The sequence below is a fragment of the Streptomyces sp. KLMMK genome (genome assembly GCF_036961605.1).
GTDB classification, from domain to species: domain Bacteria; phylum Actinomycetota; class Actinomycetes; order Streptomycetales; family Streptomycetaceae; genus Streptomyces; species Streptomyces telluris.
In genome coordinates this window covers 1-18,919 of the sequence record NZ_JBAMDC010000108.1, presented here as the reverse complement: position 1 = coordinate 18,919, position 18,919 = coordinate 1, and the positions used below count along the sequence as shown (strand labels likewise).

Genomic DNA, 18,919 nt, shown 5'->3' with positions numbered 1-18,919 from the left:
GCGTCCTGTGGAAGTCGGCCGCCGGCACGTGGTACGCCCTGGCAGCAGCGGGCGGCGGCGACGTCCGGTCGGTCACGGCCTCGGGCGGGGTCCGCGGCAGCGCCCCCGGCGACCGGCTGGCGGTTCCGGCCAGGGCCGGCGCCCAGGCCGAGCTGAGCGCGCACCTCGCCGACGGACGGCGGATTTCCACTCTGCGATAGCAGCGCTCCAGCAGCTGAAATACAGTCAGCAGACCGGAAACCAGGGGCGAATGACGGTTTCCGGTCTGCCCTAAGATGACCGCCATGAAGACCGGGATACGTCGCAGGATGGGTGTCGAGCAGCGCCGTGAGCAGCTGATCTCGGTCGCGCTCGAGCTGTTCGGTCACCGTTCCCCGGACGACGTCTCCATCGACGAGATAGCAGCCGCGGCCGGGATCTCCCGGCCGCTCGTCTATCACTACTTCCCCGGGAAGCAGAGCCTCTACGAGGCAGCGCTCGGCCGCGCCGCGCAGGAGCTGTCGGCCCTCTTCGAAGAGCCCCGCGAAGGCCCCCTCGGCGCCCGCCTGCTGCGGGTGATGGGCCGCTTCTTCGACTACGTGGAGGAGCACGGCAATGGCTTCGCCGCCCTCATGCGCGGCGGCCCCGCGGCGGGGTCCGGCAGGACGTGCGCCATGATCGACGGGGTGCGGCGGGCCGCGTACGCCCAGCTGCTCGGCCACCTGGGCATACCCGCCCCCGGACCGCGCCTGGACCTCGCCCTGCGGTCCTGGATCTCGCTCACCGAGACCACGGCCCTGCTCTGGCTCGACGGCCGCCGCATCCCGCGCGGCGAGCTGGAGCTGCAGCTCGTCCACGCCTTCGCGGCGCTCGCGGCCGTCAGCGCCGCCCACGACGACGACATGGCGGCCGTCCTGCACCGCATCCTGGAGGACGAGCCGGTCCACGGGCCGTTCTCCGACCTCGTGAACCGGCTCGGCGGAGTGGCGCCCCAGCCCCAGCCGTCCTGACCCGCTAGCCGGCCCTGAAGACGGCGGCGGTCCGGGCCGGGACGGTGAAGGTGCCCGTCGCGGGTGCGCAGACAGCGGCCTTGACGGCCTCGTCCGCCCCGCCCGCCTGCACCGGGTGCAGGGCGCAGGGCCGGCCGGCGAGGGCCGCGATGCGCTGGTCCTGCCGCTGCGGAGTGGCGTTGAGGACGACGACCAGGCCGCCCAGGCGCATCGTGACCACGCCGGGCGTCTCGTCCGGGCCGGACAGCGGGAAGGACAGGGCCTCCTGGACGGCCCCGGCGGTCGCCAGGCCGAAGACCTTCTCGGTCGTACGGATCCGCAGCAGGTCGCGGTAGGCGGCGGAGGCCGCCTCGACCGGGCCGCAGCCGGCCTTCAGCGCCGGGTCGGCGAGGAGCGGCCGGGCGTAGTCCCACTTGGAGGCGTTGTCGCGTGCCGGGGGCAGGCCGCGGCCGAAGCCGTTGCCGGCGGCGCAGTCCCAGTGGATCGCGTTGAACCAGTCGCCGCTGTCGTAGGAGTTGCGGTCCAGCGACTTCGAGCGCAGCCGGTCCGTACCGGCCTGGGAGAGCGCCGGGCCCTGGGACAGCGCCGCCGAGGCCATCGCGAGGACCTGCATGCGGGCCCGGTCGGCGGGCGACGAGCCCTGCGGGAGTTTGAAGGCGAGCGCGTCGTAGAGGGTTTCGTTGTCGTGGGCGTCGGCGTAGGCGAGGGCGTCCCCGGGGGCGGCGGCGTAGCCGGCCGGCGAGCCGTTGTAGTCGACGTCGGCGCCGCGGACGCTGCGGCCGGCGGAGTCGGTGAAGCGGTAGCCGGCGAGGTTGCCCGTCAGACCGACCTTGATGAGGTCCTGCGCGTGCAGGAGCCGGGCGCGCTGCTCCGCAGGGGTGCCCTGCGGGGCGCCGTTGGGGTCGGTGAACAGCCCGGAGGCGAAGCCCTGGACGCGGGGGTCGGCGTCGAAGGGGCCACCGCCGCGGACGGCGTCGCGGGCCCGGTCGGAGAAGGTGGCGATGCCCGTGCCGGCCATGTTCTGCTGCGTGGCCTGGACGAAGCGCGCGTCGTTCGCGGCCTCGCCGAAGTTCCAGCCCTCGCCGTAGAGGATCACGGACTTGCCGTCGACGCCGTCCCGCGCCGGGGTCAGGGCGTCGAGGGCCTTGCGCACGGCCAGGATGTTCGCCTTGGGGTGGTGGCCCATGAGGTCGAACCGGAAGCCGTCGACCTTGTACTCCTTCGCCCACGTGACCACGGAGTCCACGACCAGCTTGCCCATCATGGCGTGCTCGGGGGCCGTGCCCGCGCAGCAGGTGGAGGTCGCGACGCCGCCGTCGTCCAGGAGGCGCTGGTAGTAGCCGGGCACGATGCGGTCGAGGACGGACTTGTCGTCCTGGCCGGAGGCGGCGGTGTGGTTGTAGACGACGTCCATGACGGTGCGCAGCCCGGCACCGGCCAGCCCCTGGACCATCCGCCGGAATTCGAGGGTGCGGCCGGGGCCGTCCGGGTCGGAGGCGTAGGAGCCCTCGGGGACGGTGTAGTGCAGCGGGTCGTAGCCCCAGTTGTACGCGTCGCGCGCGGCGGCCTTGCCGGTGCAGTCCTGCTGGCGGTCGGAGTCGGCGGGGAGCGCGGCGAGGTCGCAGGGCGGGGTCGCCTGGTCGGCGCGCCGCTCGGGGACGGTCGCGAAGTCGAAGGCCGGGAGGAGATGGACGTAGGAGGTGCCGGCGCCGGCGAGCGACGTCAAGTGCCGCATGCCGGGCGAGGAACGGTCGGTGAAGGCGAGGTAGCCGCCCTTCGGGGAGAAGTCCCGGATGTGCAGTTCCTGGATCTGCGCGTCGCGCAGCGGAACGGCCTCCGGCTTGCGGAGGCCGCGCCAGCCCGCCGGGGCCAGGGCCGGGTCCGCGAGGTCGGTGACGAGGCTGCGGGCCGAGTCCGCGGTCAGAGCGGTGGAGTACGGGTCCGTGACGCGGTTGGTGACCACCTTGCCGGCGGCCGGGGCGTGGACGGTGACGGCGTAGCGGTACGGCTTGCCGGTCCAGTCGCGGCTGCCCGTCGCACTCCAGACGCCGCTCGCGTCGTCGCGGTGCATCGGCACGGTGCGGCCGTCGAGTTCGAGCGCCACCCGGCGGGCCGTCGGGGCCCAGACGGAGAGCGTGGGGCGGCCGTCGCGGAAGGACGGGCCGAGGGCCGCCTTGCCGGCGGCGGACGCGTACAGGTCGTCGAGCACGCCGGGTATCTGGACGCCGGTGGCGACGTCACCGGCGACGGCCGTGAGGGCGCCCTTGAGCGCGGCCCGCTCCTGACCGGGGGTCGCGCTGACGCGGTAGGCGTCGTATCCGGCGAGGTGGGGGTACTTCGTGCGTTGGGCGGGGGTGAGGCCGCCGGGGGTTGCCGTCAGCTCGAAGCGGCCTCTGTCGTGGACGAGGTGGTGGGGGCGGGACGGGTCTCCCAGGCCCTTGGGCCATGCGACCGTGGTGCGGTCGATCCACTGGACCTTTGCCCCCGCGGGGGGCGGGGGTTCGGCGTGGGCGACGCCGGACCCGGCCAGGGGGAGGGCGATGGCGGCCGCCACGAGTGCGGCTAGGCGTTTCACGGAAAGCTGCTCCTTTGGCTGAGGTCAAAGACAGAGCTCTCCCCTGACCCTCCCCCAGAGGGGGCACCCCCACTTCCCGTAACCGGGGCTCCGCCCCGGACCCCGTTGGCCTCAAACGCCGGCCGGGCTGGATTGTGGGGGTCTGGGGGCTTGCCCCAGTTACGGGAAGGGGCGGGTAGGGGAAAAATCAACCGCACGCACGCGCCCCGACATGCAACGCCAGCGCCGTGTTGGACGCCACCGTGGCCGTGAAGCGGCCGTCGGAGCCCACCGTCACCCGTCGCCGGCTCTGCACGTCGCAGTAGTCGCCGCCCGGCAGGCCGGTCTCGAAGGTGCGCGTCAGCGCGGACTTCTCGTGGTTGACCACCACATAGCCCTTGTCGCCGCGCCCGAAGGCGACGGCCTGGTAGCCGTTGTCCCACCAGTGGCCGACCGCCGCGCCCCGCACCGCATTGCGGAACCCCACCATGCTCCGGATCTCCGGCCACTTGTGCTGGCACTTCCAGCCGTCCTGCCAGCAAGCCCCCACCGCACCGCCGTTCGGCGGTCCCGCGTCGCGGTCGGTGAATTCGTAGCCGGAGTGGACGTCGGGCGAGCCGTAGGGCCAGGCGAGCATGAAGACGCCGGCGAGGGTGTAGTCGGCGCCGTCCTTGTAGCTGAGGGTGTCGCCGCCGCGTTCGGTGTCGTGGTTGTCGACGAAGACGGACGCCTGGCCGCCGGGGAGGTAGCCCCAGCCTTCGCCGTAGTTCTTGAGGTAGGCCAGCCGTTCGTGCCGGAAGACCCGCTTGAGGTCGCGCGCGTAGCGGAACTCCTGGACGTCGCCGGTGCCGAGGTACTCCTCGGGCCGGACGGCCTCGCCCTCGCCGTGGATGGTCTCCTGCTTCCAGTGGACGCCGCTCCGGCTCAGCCGGGACTTGATGGCCGCGAGGTCGGCTGCGGGGATGTGCTTGGCGGCGTCGATGCGGAAGCCGTCGGCGCCGAGCGACAGCAGGTCGTTCAGGTACCGGGCGATGCGCCCGCGCACGTGCTCCTCGCCCGTGTCCAGGTCGGCGAGGCCGACGAGTTCGCAGTCCTGGACGTTGCGGCGGTCGCGGTAGTCGCTGACGACGCCGGTGCAGTCGTCCATGTCCTGGCGCTGGTACGTGCCGGGGTAGTCGTACTTCGTATACACGGAGCCGCCGGTTCCGGTGCCGGATCCGGCGGACATGTGGTTGACGACGGCGTCGACGACGACCTTGACGCCCGCGTCATGGCAGGAATTCACCATGTTCACGAAGGCGGACCTGTCCCCCAGCCGGCCCGCGATCGCGTAGCTCACCGGCTGGTACGAGGTCCACCACTGCGGCCCCTGCACGTGTTCCTGCGGCGGGGAGACCTGGACGTAGCCGTAACCGGCCGGGCCGAGGGCGTCCTTGCACTCCTTCGCGACCGCGTCGTACTTCCACTCGAAGAGGACGGCCGTGACGTCCTTGCCGCCGGGCGCGGCGGCCTCCGCCCGGGGGGCACAGACCGTGACGGCAGCTGCCAGGGCAAAAGCCGCAGAAAGGGTCCTTCGGGCTGTCGCAGACATGCGGAGCTCCTGGGGGTGGGGGATGTGCAGCAATGAAGGTTCTTGCGCAAGCCGTTCGCAAGCCAACCGGAACCTGCTGCGCACGAGACCGTACGAGCCGGGTAACGGCCGGTCAACCCCTAGGACACGAGACGGTTACCACCGAGAAATCTCGCCGTTTCGTTCTTGCAAACCCTTTCGCAAGAGATTGCAGCCTGTTACGTTCCTCCACAGCTCGGGGCCGCCCGCGACGGTCGGCCTCCTTCATGAGGAGATCCATATGCGAAGAGGCATATCGGTCGCTGCCGTCGTCGGTGTGCTGGCACTCACCGCGACCGCGTGCGGCGGTGACGGCGGGGGCGGGAACGACGGCGCCAAGGCGGCCAGCGACCCGGGCAGCGTGACCGGCACCGTGACCTGGTGGGACACCTCGGACGCCACCAACGAGGCGCCCGTGTTCAAGAAGCTGGTCTCGGCGTTCGAGCAGAAGTACCCCAAGATCAAGGTCGAGTACGTCAACGTGCCGTTCGACCAGGCCCAGCAGAAGTTCAAGACCGCCGCCGCCACCGGCAAGGGCGCCCCGGACGTGCTGCGCTCCGACGTCGGCTGGACGCCCGGCTTCGCCCAGCTCGGCTACCTCAAGGACCTCTCCGGCACGCCGGCGCTCGACAAGCCCGAGGACTTCCTCGAAGGTCCGCTGAAGAACGCGGCGTACCAGGGCAAGACGTACGGCGTCCCGCAGGTCACCGACACCCTCGGGCTGCTCTACAACAAGGAGCTGTTCCGGAAGGCGGGCGTCGACAAGCCCCCGGCCACCTGGCAGGAGGTCAAGGACGCCGCCCTGAAGATCAAGGAGAAGACGGGCGCGGAGGGCATCGGCCTCAGCCCCGACAGCTACTACTCGCTGCCCTTCCTCTACGGCGAGAAGAGCGACATGGTCGACGTCGCCAAGAAGAAGATCACCATCTCCTCGGCCGCGTCCCGCAAGGGCATCGAGACGGCCGTCGACCTGGTGAAGTCCGGCGCCGCGCCCAAGCCGGCCGGCACCGACGGCTACAACGCCCTCAAGACGGACTTCAAGAACGGCAAGCTGGCGATGCTGCTCGACGGCCCCTGGGCGACCAAGGAGATCTTCGGCGGCGACGCGTACAAGTCCAAGGACAACCTGGGCATCTCGGCCGTCCCGGCCGGTTCCACGGGCACCGCGGGCGCGCCGGTCGGCGGCCACAACCTGGTGGTCTACGCCGGCTCGAAGAACTTCGACGCCTCCTACCTCTTCACGCGCTTCATGACCGACGCTGCGCAGCAGGAGCAGGCCTCGACGGGCGTGGGCGTACTGCCGACGCGCAAGTCCGCCTACACCAAGGACGTCCTGGCCGACCCGGTGCGCAGCGCGTACCACCAGGCGCTGTCGAAGGCCCACCCGCGGCCCGCGATCCCGCAGGGCGGCGACCTGTTCACGGACTGGCTCCAGCACTACACGAAGATCCTCACGCTCAAGGAGGAGCCGAAGGAAGGGCTGGACGCCACGGCCAAGGCCTGGCAGTCCGCGCTCCTCAAGGACTACGGCATCGAGGAGTAGGGCCTGATGGCCACTGTCGTCACCAGGGTCCGGCGCTCCTTCGGCACCCACTGGTACGCGTGGGCGATGGTGCTGCCCGTCGTCATCGTCCTCGCGGTCCTCGTCGGCTACCCGCTGGGCAAGGGCATCTACCTGTCCTTCACCGACGCCAACGAGGCGAACGTCGCGCGCACCATCGGGGTCAACCACATCGAGGCGACCTACAAGTCGGTCGGCCTGGACAACTACTGGAAGGTGCTCTCCGGGCAGGAGGGACACTTCTACTCCCGCCTCGGCTGGACGGTGGTGTGGACCGCGTCGTGCGTGTTCCTGCACTACACGCTCGGCCTCGGGCTCGCCCTCCTGCTCAACCGGCCGATGCGGTTCCGCGCGCTGTACCGGGTGCTGCTGATCCTGCCGTGGGCGGTGCCGGCCTTCGTCGCCACCTTCTCCTGGCGGCTGATGTTCAACGAGAAGTACGGCGTGCTCAACGCCTTCCTGACGAAGCTGGGCATGGACCCGGTGGACTGGCTGGGCGACGCGACGCTGCAGAAGGTGTCGGCGGTGGCGGTGAACGTCTGGCTGGGCGTGCCGTTCATGATGGTCGCGATCCTGGGCGGGCTGCAGTCCATCCCGCGGGAGCTGCACGAGGCCGCGGAGATGGACGGCGCCACCCCCTGGCAGCGGTTCCGGCACGTGACGATGCCGGGGCTGAAGACCGTGAGCGGGACGGTGATCCTGCTCGGCGTGATCTGGACGTTCAATATGTTCCAGGTCATCTACCTGCTGATCGGGCAGGGCGCGAGCTCCGAGAGCGAGATCCTCGTGACGCACGCCTACCGGCTCGCCTTCCAGGGCGTCCGCGACTACGCGGGCTCGGCCACGTACGGCATCCTCATCCTCTCGCTGCTGCTGGTCTTCGCCGTCTTCTACCGCCGGATGCTCACCCGACAGGAGGCCGTGCGATGAGCACCGCCCAGCCCGTACGCCCCCTCCGGCACCGCCCGCGCGAGCAGCGCTCGCGCACGGCGTCGGCTGCGCTGCACACGGCGCTGGCCGCAGCGAGCCTGGTGTCGGTCTTCCCGGTCGCCTTCATCGTCTTCGTCTCGCTGCGGGGGCGCGACGGCTGGCAGGAGCCCACGCGGTTCGTGGGCTTCGACGCCTCCAACTACAGCCACATCCTCGGCGGGACGAAGTTCCTGACGTGGTTCGGCAATTCGGTGATCGTGGCGCTGGGGGCGACCGTCCTCGGCGTGCTCATCGCGGCGACCGCCGGCTACGCCGTCTCGCGGATGCGCTTCCCCGGTCACCGGCCGCTGATGTGGACCTTCCTGGTCGTTCAGATGTTCCCGATGGCGGTGCTGATCGTGCCGCTGTACAACATTCTCGGTGAGCTGGAACTCCTGGACTCCTACACCGGGCTGATCGTGACGTACTGCTCGATCTCCGTGCCGTTCTGCGCGTGGATGCTCAAGGGGTACTTCGACACCGTCCCCGTCGAGATCGACGAGGCGGGGCGGGTGGACGGGCTGACCCCCTTCGGGACGTTCTGGCGGCTCATCGTGCCGCTCGCCCGCCCGGGCCTGGCCGTGACCGGCTTCTACTCCTTCATCACCGCCTGGGGCGAGGTCGCCTTCGCCACCCAGTTCATGAGCAGCGAGGAGCACTACACCCTCGCCGTGGGCCTGCAGACGTTCGTCGGCCAGCAGAAGGCCGAGTGGGGCCTGATGGCGGCCGCGGCCGTGCTGATCACCGTCCCGGCGGCCCTGGTGTTCTTCGTCGCCCAGCGGCACCTGGTGGCCGGCCTGACCGCGGGCGGCACCAAGGGCTGACCCCACCGGCACCCGCTGACCTTGTCCGCCCGCCGTCGTTGACCCCTGGGGATCCCCTGGATCCCCCGCTTCCGCCTCCGCAACCGAATCGATAGGACGTACATGACCCAGGACCTCGCGCCCTCCGTCCGCCCGGCCGCCGCCGCCCCGTCCGAGGCCGTATCCGAGGGATGGTGGCGCAGCGCCGTCATCTACCAGGTGTACGTGCGCTCGTTCGCCGACAGCGACGGCGACGGCATCGGCGACCTGCGAGGGATCCGCGACCGCCTGCCGTACCTGGCCGAGCTGGGCGTGGACGCGGTGTGGCTCACGCCGTTCTACGCCTCGCCGCAGGCGGACGGCGGCTACGACGTCGCGGACTACCGGGCCGTGGACCCGCTGTTCGGGGACCTGTCCGACGCGGACGACCTGGTGCGGGAGGCGCACCGGCTGGGCCTGCGGGTGATCGTCGACATCGTGCCCAACCACACCTCCGACCAGCACGCCTGGTTCCGGGCGGCCCTCGCCGACAGAGAGGGCGGTCCGGCGCGGGAGCGCTACCACTTCCGGCCGGGCCGCGGCGCGTCCGGGGAACTGCCGCCCAACGACTGGGAGTCGGTCTTCGGCGGCCCGGCGTGGACGCGCACGGCGCGCCCGGACGGCACGCCCGGCGAGTGGTATCTGCACCTGTTCGCGCCGGAGCAGCCCGACCTCAACTGGGACGACCGGGAGGTCCGCGAGGAGTTCGAGTCCGTGCTGCGGTTCTGGCTGGACCTGGGCGTGGACGGCTTCCGCATCGACGTCGCGCACGGCATGGTCAAGGCGCCGGGGCTGCCGGACATCGGGCTGAGCGAGCAGGCGAAGCTCATCGGGGCCCAGGTGCTGCCGTTCTTCGACCAGGACGGGGTGCACGAGATCCACCGCGCCTGGCGGCGGCTGCTGGACTCCTACCCGGGCGAGCGGATCGGCGTGGCGGAGGCGTGGGCGCCGACCTCGGAGCGGCTCGCGCTGTACGTGCGCCCGGACGAGCTGCACCAGGCGTTCAACTTCCAGTTCCTGACCTGCGACTGGGGCGCCGGCGCGATGCGCACGGTGATCGACGACTCGCTGGCGGCGACCCGCTCGGTGGGCGCGCCCACGACCTGGGTGCTCTCCAACCACGACGTGGTGCGGCACACCACGCGCTACGGCGGCGGGGAGCGGGGACTCGCGCGGGCGCGGGCGGCCGCGCTGCTGATGCTGGCCCTGCCGGGCTCGGCGTACGTCTACCAGGGCGAGGAGCTGGGCCTGCCGGAGGTCGTGGACCTGCCGGACGAGGTGCGCCAGGACCCGGCGTTCTTCCGCGGCGACGGGCAGGACGGCACGCGCGACGGCTGCCGGGTGCCGATCCCGTGGTCGGGCGGGGCCGCGCCGTACGGCTTCGGGCCGGGCGGCAGCTGGCTGCCGCAGCCGGAGCAGTGGGCGGAGCTGTCGGTGGCGGCGCAGTCCGGGGACCCGCGCTCGACGCTGGAGCTCTACCGCTCGGCTCTGGCCCTGCGCCACGAGCTGCCGGGGCTGGGCGACGGGGAGATGACGTGGCTGGAGGCGCCCGAGGGCGTGCTGGCCTTCGCCCGGCCGGGCCTGGTGTGCACGCTGAACACGCGCGACGAGGAGGTCGGGATGCCGGTGCCGGGCCGCCCGGTGCTGGCCACGGCCGCCTTGGAATTCACCGGTGGTACGGTCCGTATCCCCTCTGATTCATGTGTTTGGTGGGCAGTCTGAAATGCGACCGGTAAGGTCCAGTCCTGTGACCGCACGGCTGGCCGATATCGCAGCCCAAGCGGGTGTCAGCGAAGCAACCGTCAGCCGGGTACTCAACGGGAAGCCGGGGGTCGCCGCCTCCACCCGCGAGTCCGTGCTGGCCGCGCTCGACGTCCTGGGCTACGAGCGCCCCGTGCGGCTGCGGCAGCGCAGCGCGGGCCTGGTCGGGCTGATCACGCCCGAGCTGGACAACCCCATATTCCCGGCCTTCGCGCAGGTGATCGGCCAGGCCCTGACGCGCCAGGGCTACACCCCGGTGCTGGCCACGCAGACGCCCGGCGGCTCCACGGAGGACGAGCTCACGGAGATGCTCGTCGACCGCGGGGTCTCCGGCATCATTTTCGTCTCCGGGCTGCACGCCGACACCTCGGCGGACATGCAGCGCTACGAGCGGCTGCGGGCCCAGGGCGTGCCGTTCGTGCTGATCAACGGCTTCTCGTCGAAGGTGCGGGCGCCGTTCGTCTCGCCGGACGACCGGGCCGCGGTGCGGCTGGCCGTCACCCATTTGGCCGCACTGGGGCACCGGCGGATCGGCCTGGCGCTGGGCCCGCGCCGGTACGTGCCGGTGCAGCGCAAGATCGAGGGGTTCCTGCGCAGCATGCGTGAGGAGCTGGGCCTGGCGGAGGCCGAGGCCGAGCAGCTGGTGCAGCACTCGCTGTTCACGCTGGAGGGCGGTCAGGCGGCGGCAGCGGCGCTCATCGAGCGCGGCTGCACGGCCGTGGTGTGCGCGAGCGACATGATGGCGCTGGGCGTGATCCGGGCGGCCCGTCAGCACGGTCTGGAGGTCCCGCGCGACGTCTCGGTCGTGGGCTTCGACGACTCGCCGCTCATCGCCTTCACGGACCCGCCGCTGACGACGATCCGGCAGCCGGTGCAGTCGATGGGGCAGGCCGCGGTGCGCGCGCTGCTGGAGGAGATCGGCGGCACTCCGGCGCCGCACAGCGAGTTCGTCTTCCTCCCCGAACTGGTGGTTCGGGGTTCAACCGCATCGGTCCCGGAAACCCGGCCGAAAGCGGGCGAAGACCAGACTTGGGGATGATCTGCCGCAGGCCGGTTTCTGGCAGACTGTTTCCCTATGGGTGAAGCGACGGCAAGGACACTGGAAGGCCGGACGGCCGCCCCGCCACCCACCGAGGAGCGCGCGGACAGGCCGTCGGCGGATCGTGCCACTCAGCAGCGGACCGGCCTGCGGAGGCTTCGTGCTCCGCGCAGGCCGCGTCTGTGGTTCGAGGTGCTGCTGATCGCGGTGAGTTACTGGACGTACTCCCTGGTGCGCAACGCCGTTCCCGAGCAGCGGACGGCCGCCCTCCGCAATGCGGACTGGATATGGCAGGCCGAGCACACACTGCAGATCGCCGTGGAGAATTCGATCAACCACGCGGTGAATTCGGTGACGTGGCTGATCGTGGGCATGAACTACTACTACGCCACCTTGCACTTCGTGCTGACGATCGGTGTGCTGGTGTGGCTGTACCGATGGCATCCAGGCCGGTATTCCGCCGCCCGGCTGGTCCTCTTCGCCACCACGGCCGTGGCGTTGCTCGGCTATTACCTCTTCCCGCTGGCCCCGCCCCGGCTGATGCTGGGCGAGAGCTTCGTCGACACCGTCGTGGTGCACCACACCTGGGGCTCCATGGCCTCCGGCAACCTGGCCGACATGTCCAACCAGTACGCGGCGATGCCGTCGATGCACATCGGCTGGTCCACCTGGTGCGGCGTCATCATCGCCATGGTGGCGCGGCCGGTGTGGGCGAAGGTCCTCGGCCTGCTGTATCCGGTCGCCACGCTGGTGGTCATCGTGGCCACGGCCAACCACTTCTGGCTCGACGCCGTGGGGGGCCTGCTCTGCCTCTCCTTCGGCTTCGCCGTCTCCTTCGCATGGTTCGGGGCGACGCCCGGCCGGCTGGAACGGCGCGTGGCGTAGCTTCGCCGGGGGCCCGGCGGCCGCGGCTCCGGGCCGCGGCTCACGCCCCGTAGAACAGCTCGTCCACCACGGCGCGGGCGCGCCGCGTCGTCCGCCGGTACTCGTCGAGCATGTCCCCCACGTGGCCCGGCTCGTAGCCGAGGTAGCGGCCCACGGCCGCCAGCTCCCGCGGCTCCGTGGGGAAGGTGTCCCCGGACCGGCCGCGCACGAGCATGACCGCGTTGCGCACGCTCGTCGCGAGAACCCACGCGTCATCCAGGATGGCAGCCGCCTCCGTGCTCAGCAGCTCGGCGGCGCGGGCCGCGGCGAGCGCCTTGCGGGTGCGGGTCGTGCGCAGCCCGGGCTCGGCCCAGGCGTGCCGCAGCTGCAGCAGCTGGACGGTCCACTCCACGTCCGACAGGCCGCCGCGCCCGAGCTTGGTGTGGGTCGTGGGGTCCGCGCCGCGCGGCAGGCGCTCGCGCTCCATACGGGCCTTGAGCCGCCGGATCTCACGCACGGCGTCCTCGCCCAGGCCCTCGGCGGGGTAGCGCAGGGGGTCGATCAGGTCGATGAACCGCTGCCCCAGCTCGGCGTCGCCCGCAACCGGCTTGGCGCGCAGCAGCGCCTGGCTCTCCCACACCAGCGACCAGCGCCGGTAGTAGGCGGCGTACGAGGCGAGGCTGCGCACGATGGGGCCCGACTTGCCCTCGGGGCGCAGGTCCGCGTCGATGTGCAGGGGCGGATCGGTCGTGGGAAGTTGGAGGAGGCGGCGCATCTCCCCCGCGACGGCGAAGGCCGCCTTGGCCGCCTCCTCGTCGGAGACGCCCTCGCGGGGCTCGTGCACGAAGAGCACGTCGGCGTCCGAGCCGTAGCCCTGCTCGTGGCCGCCGAAGCGGCCCATGCCGATGACGGCGAAGCGCGTCGGCAGGGTGTCGCCCCACTCGGCGCGCACCGCGGCGCGCAGGGCGCCCGCGACGGCGGCGGCGTTGAGGTCGGAGACGGCGTCGCCGACGGTGTCGACCCGGACGTGGGGGTCGCGCTCGCCGTTGGGCGCGCCCGCGCCCTGGGAGCCGTTGCGCTGCCCGTAGGCCCCGATGATGTCCGCGGCGGCGGTGCGGAACAGCTCGCGGCGGCGGACCCCGCGGACGGCGACGATCGCGGCCTCGGCGTCCCCGGAGCGGTTGACGGCGGCCAGCGTCTCCTGTTCGAGGGCCTCCCGGCCGCGCGGGCGCAGGCCCTCGGGGTCGCCGAGCAGGGCCACGGCCTCGGGGGCGCGCAGCAGCAGGTCGGGGGCGAGGCGGCCGGCGGAGAGCACGCGGGCGAGGTTCTCGGCGGCGGCGCCCTCGTCTCGCAGCAGCCGCAGGTACCAGGGGGTGCGGCCGAGGGCGTCGGAGACCTTGTGGAAGTTGAGCAGGCCGGCGTCGGGGTCGGCGGAGTCGGCGAACCAGCCGAGCAGGACGGGCAGCAGGGTGCGCTGGATGGCGGCCTTGCGGGACACGCCCGAGGCGAGCGCCTCCAGGTGGCGCAGGGCGGCGGCGGGGTCGGCGTAGCCGAGGGCCTGCAGGCGGTTGCCCGCCTCCTTGGCGCTGAGCCGGATCTCGCCGGGCTCCAGCTGGGCGACGGCGTCCAGCAGCGGCCGGTAGAAGAGCTTCTCGTGCAGCCGGCGCACCTCGCGCGCGTGCCGCTTCCACTCGCGGCCGAGACCGTCGACCGGCTCCGTGCCCGGCGGCCACGAAAGGACGCGGGCGAGGGAGCGGCCGAGGCGGCGCTGGTCGGCCTCGGCCTCCGGCATCAGGTGCGTGCGGCGCAGGCGGTGGAGCTGGATGTGGTGCTCCATCGTGCGCAGGAAGCGGTAGGCGGCGTCGAACGCGGCGGCGTCGGAGCGGCCCACGTAGCCGCCCGCGGCCAGGGCGGTCAGGGCGTCGAGGGTGCCGGGGGCGCGCAGCGTGGCGTCGCCGCGGCCGTGGACGAGCTGCAGCAGCTGCACGGCGAACTCGACGTCGCGCAGGCCGCCCGGGCCCAGCTTGAGCTCGCGGTCGACCTGGCCGGCGGGGATGGAGGCGATGACGCGGCGGCGCATCTGCTGCACGTCGGACACGAAGTTCTCGCGCTCGGCGGCCTGCCACACCAGGGGGGCGACGGCGTCCGCGTAGGCCTGCCCCAGGGCGAGGTCGCCGGCGACCGGGCGGGCCTTGAGGAGGGCCTGGAACTCCCAGGTCTTGGCCCAGCGTTGGTAGTAGGCGAGGTGGCTGGAGAGGGTGCGCACGAGGGGGCCGTTGCGGCCCTCGGGCCGCAGGTTGGCGTCCACGGGCCAGATGGTGCCCTCGGGTGTGACGTCGGAGCAGACGCGCATCATCCGGGAGGCCAGGCGCGTGGCGGCCTGCAGGGCGGGGCCCTCGGCCGTCCCCTCCTTCGCCTCCGCCACGAAGACGACGTCCACGTCCGAGACGTAATTGAGCTCGCCGCCGCCGCACTTGCCCATGCCGATGACCGCGAGCCGGCAGGCCGCGGCGTCCCCGGGCTGCTCCTCGGCGGCGATGCCGAGGGCGGCGCGCAGGGTGACGGTGGCCAGGTCCGCGAGCTCGGCGGCGGTCTGCGCCACGTCGGTGGTGCCGCACACGTCCCGCGCGGCGATGGTCAGCAGGCAGCGGCGGTAGGCGGCGCGCAGGGCGTCCGCGGCGTCCAGCCCGGCCTCCCGGCCGCCGCGCGCGCCACCGGCCAGCGCCTTTTCGAACTCCGGTACGCCGGGGTTGAGATCGGCCGCCTCGTAGGTGACGAGCGCGTGCCAGTCGCCGGGGTGGCGGGCGAGGTGGTCGCCGAGCGCCTCGGAGGCGCCGAGGACCCCGAGCAGCCGGTCGCGCAGCGGCTTGGCGGTGACGAGCGTGTCCATCAGGGCCTGCCGGTCGCCGTCCTCGCGGGCGTCCAGCGCCTCCGCGAGCCGCACGAGGCCGTGCAGCGCGAGGTCGGGATCGGCGGTGGCGCCGAGGGCGTCGAGCAGGACGGGGTCGGTGCGTCTCGCCACGAGCGCCGGAGCCTCCAGCCGCCGCTCGGCGGCCGCCGGATCGGTGAAGCCGTACTTCAGCAGCCGGGTGTACGAGCTGCTGCGACGCCCTTCAGGCAGTGTCATCGGCACCTCTCGCTCGCGCGCTGCGGCCATGATAGCCGCGGGACCTCACGGCCCCGCGGCCCCGCGGCCCCGGACGCCGCCTACAGCACCGGCAGCATCTTGCGCAGCTCGAACGCCGTGACCTCCGAGCGGTACTCCTCCCACTCCTGCTTCTTGTTGCGCAGGAAGAAGTCGAAGACGTGCTCGCCGAGGGTCTCGGCCACCAGTTCGCTGCGCTCCATCAGCTCGATGGCCTCGCCGAGGTTCTGCGGCAGGGGCTCGATGCCCATGGCGCGGCGCTCGGAGTCGGACAGCGCCCACACGTCGTCGTCGGCGCCGGCCGGGAGCTCGTAGCCCTCCTCGATGCCCTTGAGGCCCGCGGCCAGCAGGACCGCGTAGGTCAGGTAGGGGTTGGCTCCGGAGTCGATGGAGCGGACCTCCACGCGCGTCGACCCGGTCTTGCCGGGCTTGTACATGGGGACGCGGATGAGCGCGGAGCGGTTGTTGTGGCCCCAGCAGATGTACGAGGGGGCCTCGCCGCCGGCGCCCGCGGTGCGCTTCGAGCCGCCCCAGATGCGCTTGTAGGAGTTGACCCACTGGTTGGTGACGGCGGAGGTCTCCGCGGCGTGCCGGAGCAGGCCGGCGATGAAGGACCGGCCGACCTTGGAGAGCTGGTACTCGGCGCCGGACTCGTAGAAGGCGTTGCGGTCGCCCTCGAAGAGGGAGAGGTGGGTGTGCATGCCCGAGCCGGGGTACTCGGAGAACGGCTTGGGCATGAACGTGGCCTGCACGCCCTGCTCCAGCGCGACCTGCTTCATCACGAGCCGGAAGGTCATGATGTTGTCGGCGGTGGAGAGCGCGTCGGCGTAGCGCAGGTCGATCTCCTGCTGGCCGGGGGCGCCCTCGTGGTGGCTGAACTCGACCGAGATGCCCATCGATTCGAGCATGGTGATCGCCTGGCGGCGGAAGTCCATGCCCACGTTCTGCGGGGTGTGGTCGAAGTAGCCGGAGGAGTCGGCGGGCACCGGGCGGGTGCCGTCCACCGGCTTGTCCTTGAGCAGGAAGAACTCGATCTCGGGGTGGGTGTAGAAGGTGAAGCCGAGGTCGGAGGTCTTGGCGAGGATGCGCTTGAGGACGTAGCGCGGGTCCGCGTAGGAGGGCGAGCCGTCGGGCATGAGGATGTCGCAGAACATCCGGGCGGTGCCGGGGGCCTCGGCGCGCCAGGGCAGGATCTGGAAGGTGCCCGGATCCGGCTTGGCGATCATGTCGGACTCGTAGACGCGCGCGAAGCCCTCGATCGCGGAGCCGTCGAAGCCGATGCCCTCGTCGAAGGCCTGCTCCAGCTCGGCGGGGGCGACGGCCACGGACTTCAGATAGCCCAGCACGTCGGTGAACCACAGCCGCACGAAGCGGATGTCGCGCTCTTCCAGAGTGCGGAGCACGAACTCCTGCTGCTTATCCATAGCTACCCATCCTCGCTGGTCAGGCCGCCCCTTCCCAAGCCGCGGGGCACGTCGGGGGGCATAGAGCATCCCACCACATGATGTCGGGCGCGTTGCATGCGTGAGTCCGAACGCGAAGTCCGGGTGCCCGGGATGCCCCCACCCCCATAGTGCCTGCTCACCCGCCGGTGCCGCACGGCCGGGCCGCCCGCCGGGCCGCGTCCGGCCCGCGCTCCGAGAGCCGCATCAGCAGCCGCCGGGGGTACTGCACCGTGGCCAGGGGTCGCGGACGGGTGTCCGTGCCGGGTGCGCACTCCATCCGCCAGCGGTGGCACAGGGTGGCCAGGGTGAGCGTCGCCTCGGTCATGGCGTAGACGTCTCCGACGCACTTGCGGGCGCCGACGCCGAAGATCGCGAAGCCGTCGCGGGGCGGCCGCCCGGGCTGGTCCGCGGGCCAGCGGGCGGGGCGGAACTCCGCCGGGCACAGGTGCACGGCCGGGCTGTGGTGGACGACCGGCGGGCTGACGACGATCGTGGTCCCGGGCGGCAGCCGCCGGCCGGCCAGCTCCACCGGGGCCGTCGTGACACGGGTGAACAGCCAGGCGGGCGGGTAGAGGCGCAGCGATTCGGTGACGACCTGGCCCGTGCGGGGCAGGTGCGGAAGGTCGGCGGGCATCACGGCGCGGTCGCCGAGGACGGCGTCGAGTTCGGCGTGCAGCTCCCGGGCGGCCTCCGGGTGCCGGGCCAGGGCGTACAGCGACCAGGTCAGGGCCGCGGCCACGGTCTCCGAACCGCCGAAGACCATCGTGGTCACCTGATCGTGGATCTCGGCGTCGGTCAGTCCCCCGCGGCCGCCCTCCTCCCGGGCGGCGATCAAGGTGGACAGCAGGTCGCCGTGGTCCTGCCCGCCGCGCCGGTACGCGGTGACGAGGCGGTCCACCGTGCCGTGCAGGTCGGCGAGGGCCCGCGCGTAGCGGCGGTTCGCGGGCAGGGGCAGACGCTGGACCGGACCGGGCACGAACATCCGCCGGAAGAGCCCGCCGAGCGCGACGCGGAAGGAGTCCTGGAGGCGGGCCACCTCCTCCTCGGCCAGGTGGGCCGAGAAGAGGGTGCGGGTGACGGTGCGCAGGGCGAGCCCGAACATGGCGGGGAAGACGTCGACGACCCGGCCGCCGGACCAGGACGCGGACAGCCGGGCGGCCTCGTCGGCCATCACCTCCGCGTAGCCCTCCAGGCGGGTGCGGTGGAACGACGGCTGGACCAGCCGCCGCTGGCGGCGGTGGTCCCGGTGCTCGCAGCTGCCCAGGCCGTTGCCGACCACGTCGCGGAACCGGGTGAAGAACGCCCCTCCCTTGTCGAAGGTCCGGTCGTCGAAGAGCACCTGCCGCAGGAGGTCGGGATGGCAGGGGACGTAGGCCGGGACGGAGCCCAGGCGGATCTCCACCAGGTCGCCGTGCGCGGGCAGGGAACGGAGGAAGTCGAGGGGCCTGCGCATCAGCGGCCAGGCATGGCCGACGAGCGGCAGGGCCCCGGGGGCGGTTCCGGACACGTACGTGGCGGGCATGGCGGTCCCTCAATCGGTGGTGCACCGAACGCGCCACGAGGTTTTCCGCCGCGATGGGGCTTAAAACCCCGGCTTTCTCCGGTTTGACGGCTCCTGAACGCCGGGGGCGGGGCGGGTGGACACGGGATGGAGGGGCCGGTTCCGTACGCTCGGCCCCCACCCGCGGGGGGCCGCTTGCCTGCGGCGGACGGGAACGGCCCGGCCGATGTCCGTCCGCCGCGGCGGGTCAGGAGCGGTCCGGCTGCCGGAAGCGGGTCGGCGGGGTCGCCAGGATCGCCGTCGCCACCGACTGCGGGCGGTCGTACATCAGCAGGTGGCCCGCTGGGGCCACCGCCTCGAAGCGGCCGTCGAGGCGCTCGGCGAGCGCCCGCTGCCGCTCCAGCCAGCGGCGTTCCAGCCAGGAGCCGGTGCCCGGGGAGGCCGCGAGGACGCTCACGGGCACGGGCGGCATGGGCCGGCTCTCGCGCAGGGCGTCCAGCTCGGCGGCCACGTCGCGGTAGCGGGCGTTCTCCATCAGCAGGGCGCGCACCACCCGCCCCGTGCCGTACGTGCGCCGCACCAGGTCGGCAGGGGCGGGGTCCTGGCGGTTGACGGAGGAGACGCGGACGGTGAGCCGGCG

The 18,919-nt window shown here is 72.3% G+C and carries 11 protein-coding genes and 3 pseudogenes; 8 read left to right on the top strand and 6 right to left on the bottom strand.

Annotated features, from left to right (window positions below):
* Together V7793_RS17780 and V7793_RS17775 are read left to right on the top strand one after the other, a co-directional pair.
* Window positions 1-200, top strand: a pseudogene (locus V7793_RS17780) (hypothetical protein); the annotation flags it as partial.
* An 84-nt stretch (window positions 201-284) separates the two neighbouring features.
* On the top strand, window positions 285-989 hold the full coding sequence (locus tag V7793_RS17775) for a TetR/AcrR family transcriptional regulator (RefSeq protein WP_336007621.1): 705 nt from the start codon (window positions 285-287) through the stop codon (window positions 987-989).
* A 4-nt stretch (window positions 990-993) separates the two neighbouring features.
* Here V7793_RS17775 and pulA read toward each other — a convergent pair.
* Window positions 994-3,477 (bottom strand): annotated as a pseudogene (gene pulA / locus V7793_RS17770) (pullulanase-type alpha-1,6-glucosidase); the annotation flags it as partial.
* A gap of 274 nt (window positions 3,478-3,751) precedes the next feature.
* Window positions 3,752-5,134 carry an alpha-amylase gene (locus V7793_RS17765; RefSeq protein WP_443057935.1) on the bottom strand — a complete coding sequence of 461 codons (1,383 nt, stop codon included), beginning with the start codon at window positions 5,132-5,134 and terminating at the stop codon, window positions 3,752-3,754.
* Window positions 5,135-5,393: 259 nt separating this feature from the next.
* Here V7793_RS17765 and V7793_RS17760 point away from each other — a divergent pair, with 259 nt between their 5' ends.
* The 6 genes from V7793_RS17760 (at window position 5,394) to V7793_RS17735 (ending at window position 12,209) form a co-directional block, all read left to right on the top strand.
* The gene (locus tag V7793_RS17760) at window positions 5,394-6,695 is read left to right on the top strand and encodes an extracellular solute-binding protein (protein ID WP_336007617.1); all 1,302 of its coding nucleotides are present in this window, start codon (window positions 5,394-5,396) and stop codon (window positions 6,693-6,695) included.
* A 6-nt stretch (window positions 6,696-6,701) separates the two neighbouring features.
* On the top strand, window positions 6,702-7,643 hold the full coding sequence (locus V7793_RS17755; RefSeq protein ID WP_336007616.1) for a carbohydrate ABC transporter permease: 942 nt from the start codon (window positions 6,702-6,704) through the stop codon (window positions 7,641-7,643).
* The gene (locus V7793_RS17750) at window positions 7,640-8,506 is read left to right on the top strand and encodes a sugar ABC transporter permease (protein WP_336007614.1); all 867 of its coding nucleotides are present in this window, start codon (window positions 7,640-7,642) and stop codon (window positions 8,504-8,506) included. Before V7793_RS17755 ends, V7793_RS17750 begins: the two co-directional genes overlap by 4 nt.
* Window positions 8,507-8,608: 102 nt before the next feature.
* The gene (locus tag V7793_RS17745; protein WP_336007612.1) at window positions 8,609-10,246 is read left to right on the top strand and encodes a glycoside hydrolase family 13 protein; all 1,638 of its coding nucleotides are present in this window, start codon (window positions 8,609-8,611) and stop codon (window positions 10,244-10,246) included.
* A 25-nt stretch (window positions 10,247-10,271) separates the two neighbouring features.
* Window positions 10,272-11,324: a LacI family DNA-binding transcriptional regulator gene (locus V7793_RS17740; protein ID WP_058044710.1), complete on the top strand. Its 1,053-nt coding sequence runs from the start codon at window positions 10,272-10,274 to the stop codon at window positions 11,322-11,324.
* 36 nt (window positions 11,325-11,360) lie between these two features.
* Window positions 11,361-12,209: a phosphatase PAP2 family protein gene (locus V7793_RS17735; protein ID WP_336007609.1), complete on the top strand. Its 849-nt coding sequence runs from the start codon at window positions 11,361-11,363 to the stop codon at window positions 12,207-12,209.
* Between the two features lie 40 nt (window positions 12,210-12,249).
* On the opposite strand, the gene V7793_RS17730 is transcribed toward V7793_RS17735, so the two are convergent.
* From V7793_RS17730 to V7793_RS17715, 4 genes and pseudogenes are all read right to left on the bottom strand, one after another.
* Window positions 12,250-15,315: a bifunctional [glutamine synthetase] adenylyltransferase/[glutamine synthetase]-adenylyl-L-tyrosine phosphorylase gene (locus V7793_RS17730; protein ID WP_336007607.1), complete on the bottom strand. Its 3,066-nt coding sequence runs from the start codon at window positions 15,313-15,315 to the stop codon at window positions 12,250-12,252.
* An 80-nt stretch (window positions 15,316-15,395) separates the two neighbouring features.
* A complete protein-coding gene (glnA, locus tag V7793_RS17725; protein WP_168092976.1) occupies window positions 15,396-16,757 on the bottom strand; it encodes a type I glutamate--ammonia ligase in 1,362 nt (453 codons plus the stop codon).
* A gap of 157 nt (window positions 16,758-16,914) precedes the next feature.
* Window positions 16,915-18,300: a cytochrome P450 gene (locus tag V7793_RS17720; RefSeq protein WP_336007604.1), complete on the bottom strand. Its 1,386-nt coding sequence runs from the start codon at window positions 18,298-18,300 to the stop codon at window positions 16,915-16,917.
* A 226-nt stretch (window positions 18,301-18,526) separates the two neighbouring features.
* Window positions 18,527-18,919 (bottom strand): annotated as a pseudogene (locus tag V7793_RS17715) (alpha/beta fold hydrolase); the annotation flags it as partial.

Excerpts from the sequence above, each read along its gene's own strand:
- V7793_RS17775 (WP_336007621.1), top strand. The coding sequence starts at position 285 with ATGAAGACCGGGATACGTCGCAGGATGGGTGTCGAGCAGCGCCGTGAG.
- V7793_RS17735 (WP_336007609.1), top strand. The coding sequence starts at position 11,361 with ATGGGTGAAGCGACGGCAAGGACACTGGAAGGCCGGACGGCCGCCCCG.
- V7793_RS17730 (WP_336007607.1), bottom strand. The coding sequence starts at position 15,315 with ATGACACTGCCTGAAGGGCGTCGCAGCAGCTCGTACACCCGGCTGCTG.
- V7793_RS17745 (WP_336007612.1), top strand. The coding sequence starts at position 8,609 with ATGACCCAGGACCTCGCGCCCTCCGTCCGCCCGGCCGCCGCCGCCCCG.
- V7793_RS17755 (WP_336007616.1), top strand. The coding sequence starts at position 6,702 with ATGGCCACTGTCGTCACCAGGGTCCGGCGCTCCTTCGGCACCCACTGG.
- V7793_RS17765 (WP_443057935.1), bottom strand. The coding sequence starts at position 5,134 with ATGTCTGCGACAGCCCGAAGGACCCTTTCTGCGGCTTTTGCCCTGGCA.
- glnA (WP_168092976.1), bottom strand. The coding sequence starts at position 16,757 with ATGGATAAGCAGCAGGAGTTCGTGCTCCGCACTCTGGAAGAGCGCGAC.
- V7793_RS17760 (WP_336007617.1), top strand. The coding sequence starts at position 5,394 with ATGCGAAGAGGCATATCGGTCGCTGCCGTCGTCGGTGTGCTGGCACTC.
- V7793_RS17720 (WP_336007604.1), bottom strand. The coding sequence starts at position 18,300 with ATGCCCGCCACGTACGTGTCCGGAACCGCCCCCGGGGCCCTGCCGCTC.
- V7793_RS17750 (WP_336007614.1), top strand. The coding sequence starts at position 7,640 with ATGAGCACCGCCCAGCCCGTACGCCCCCTCCGGCACCGCCCGCGCGAG.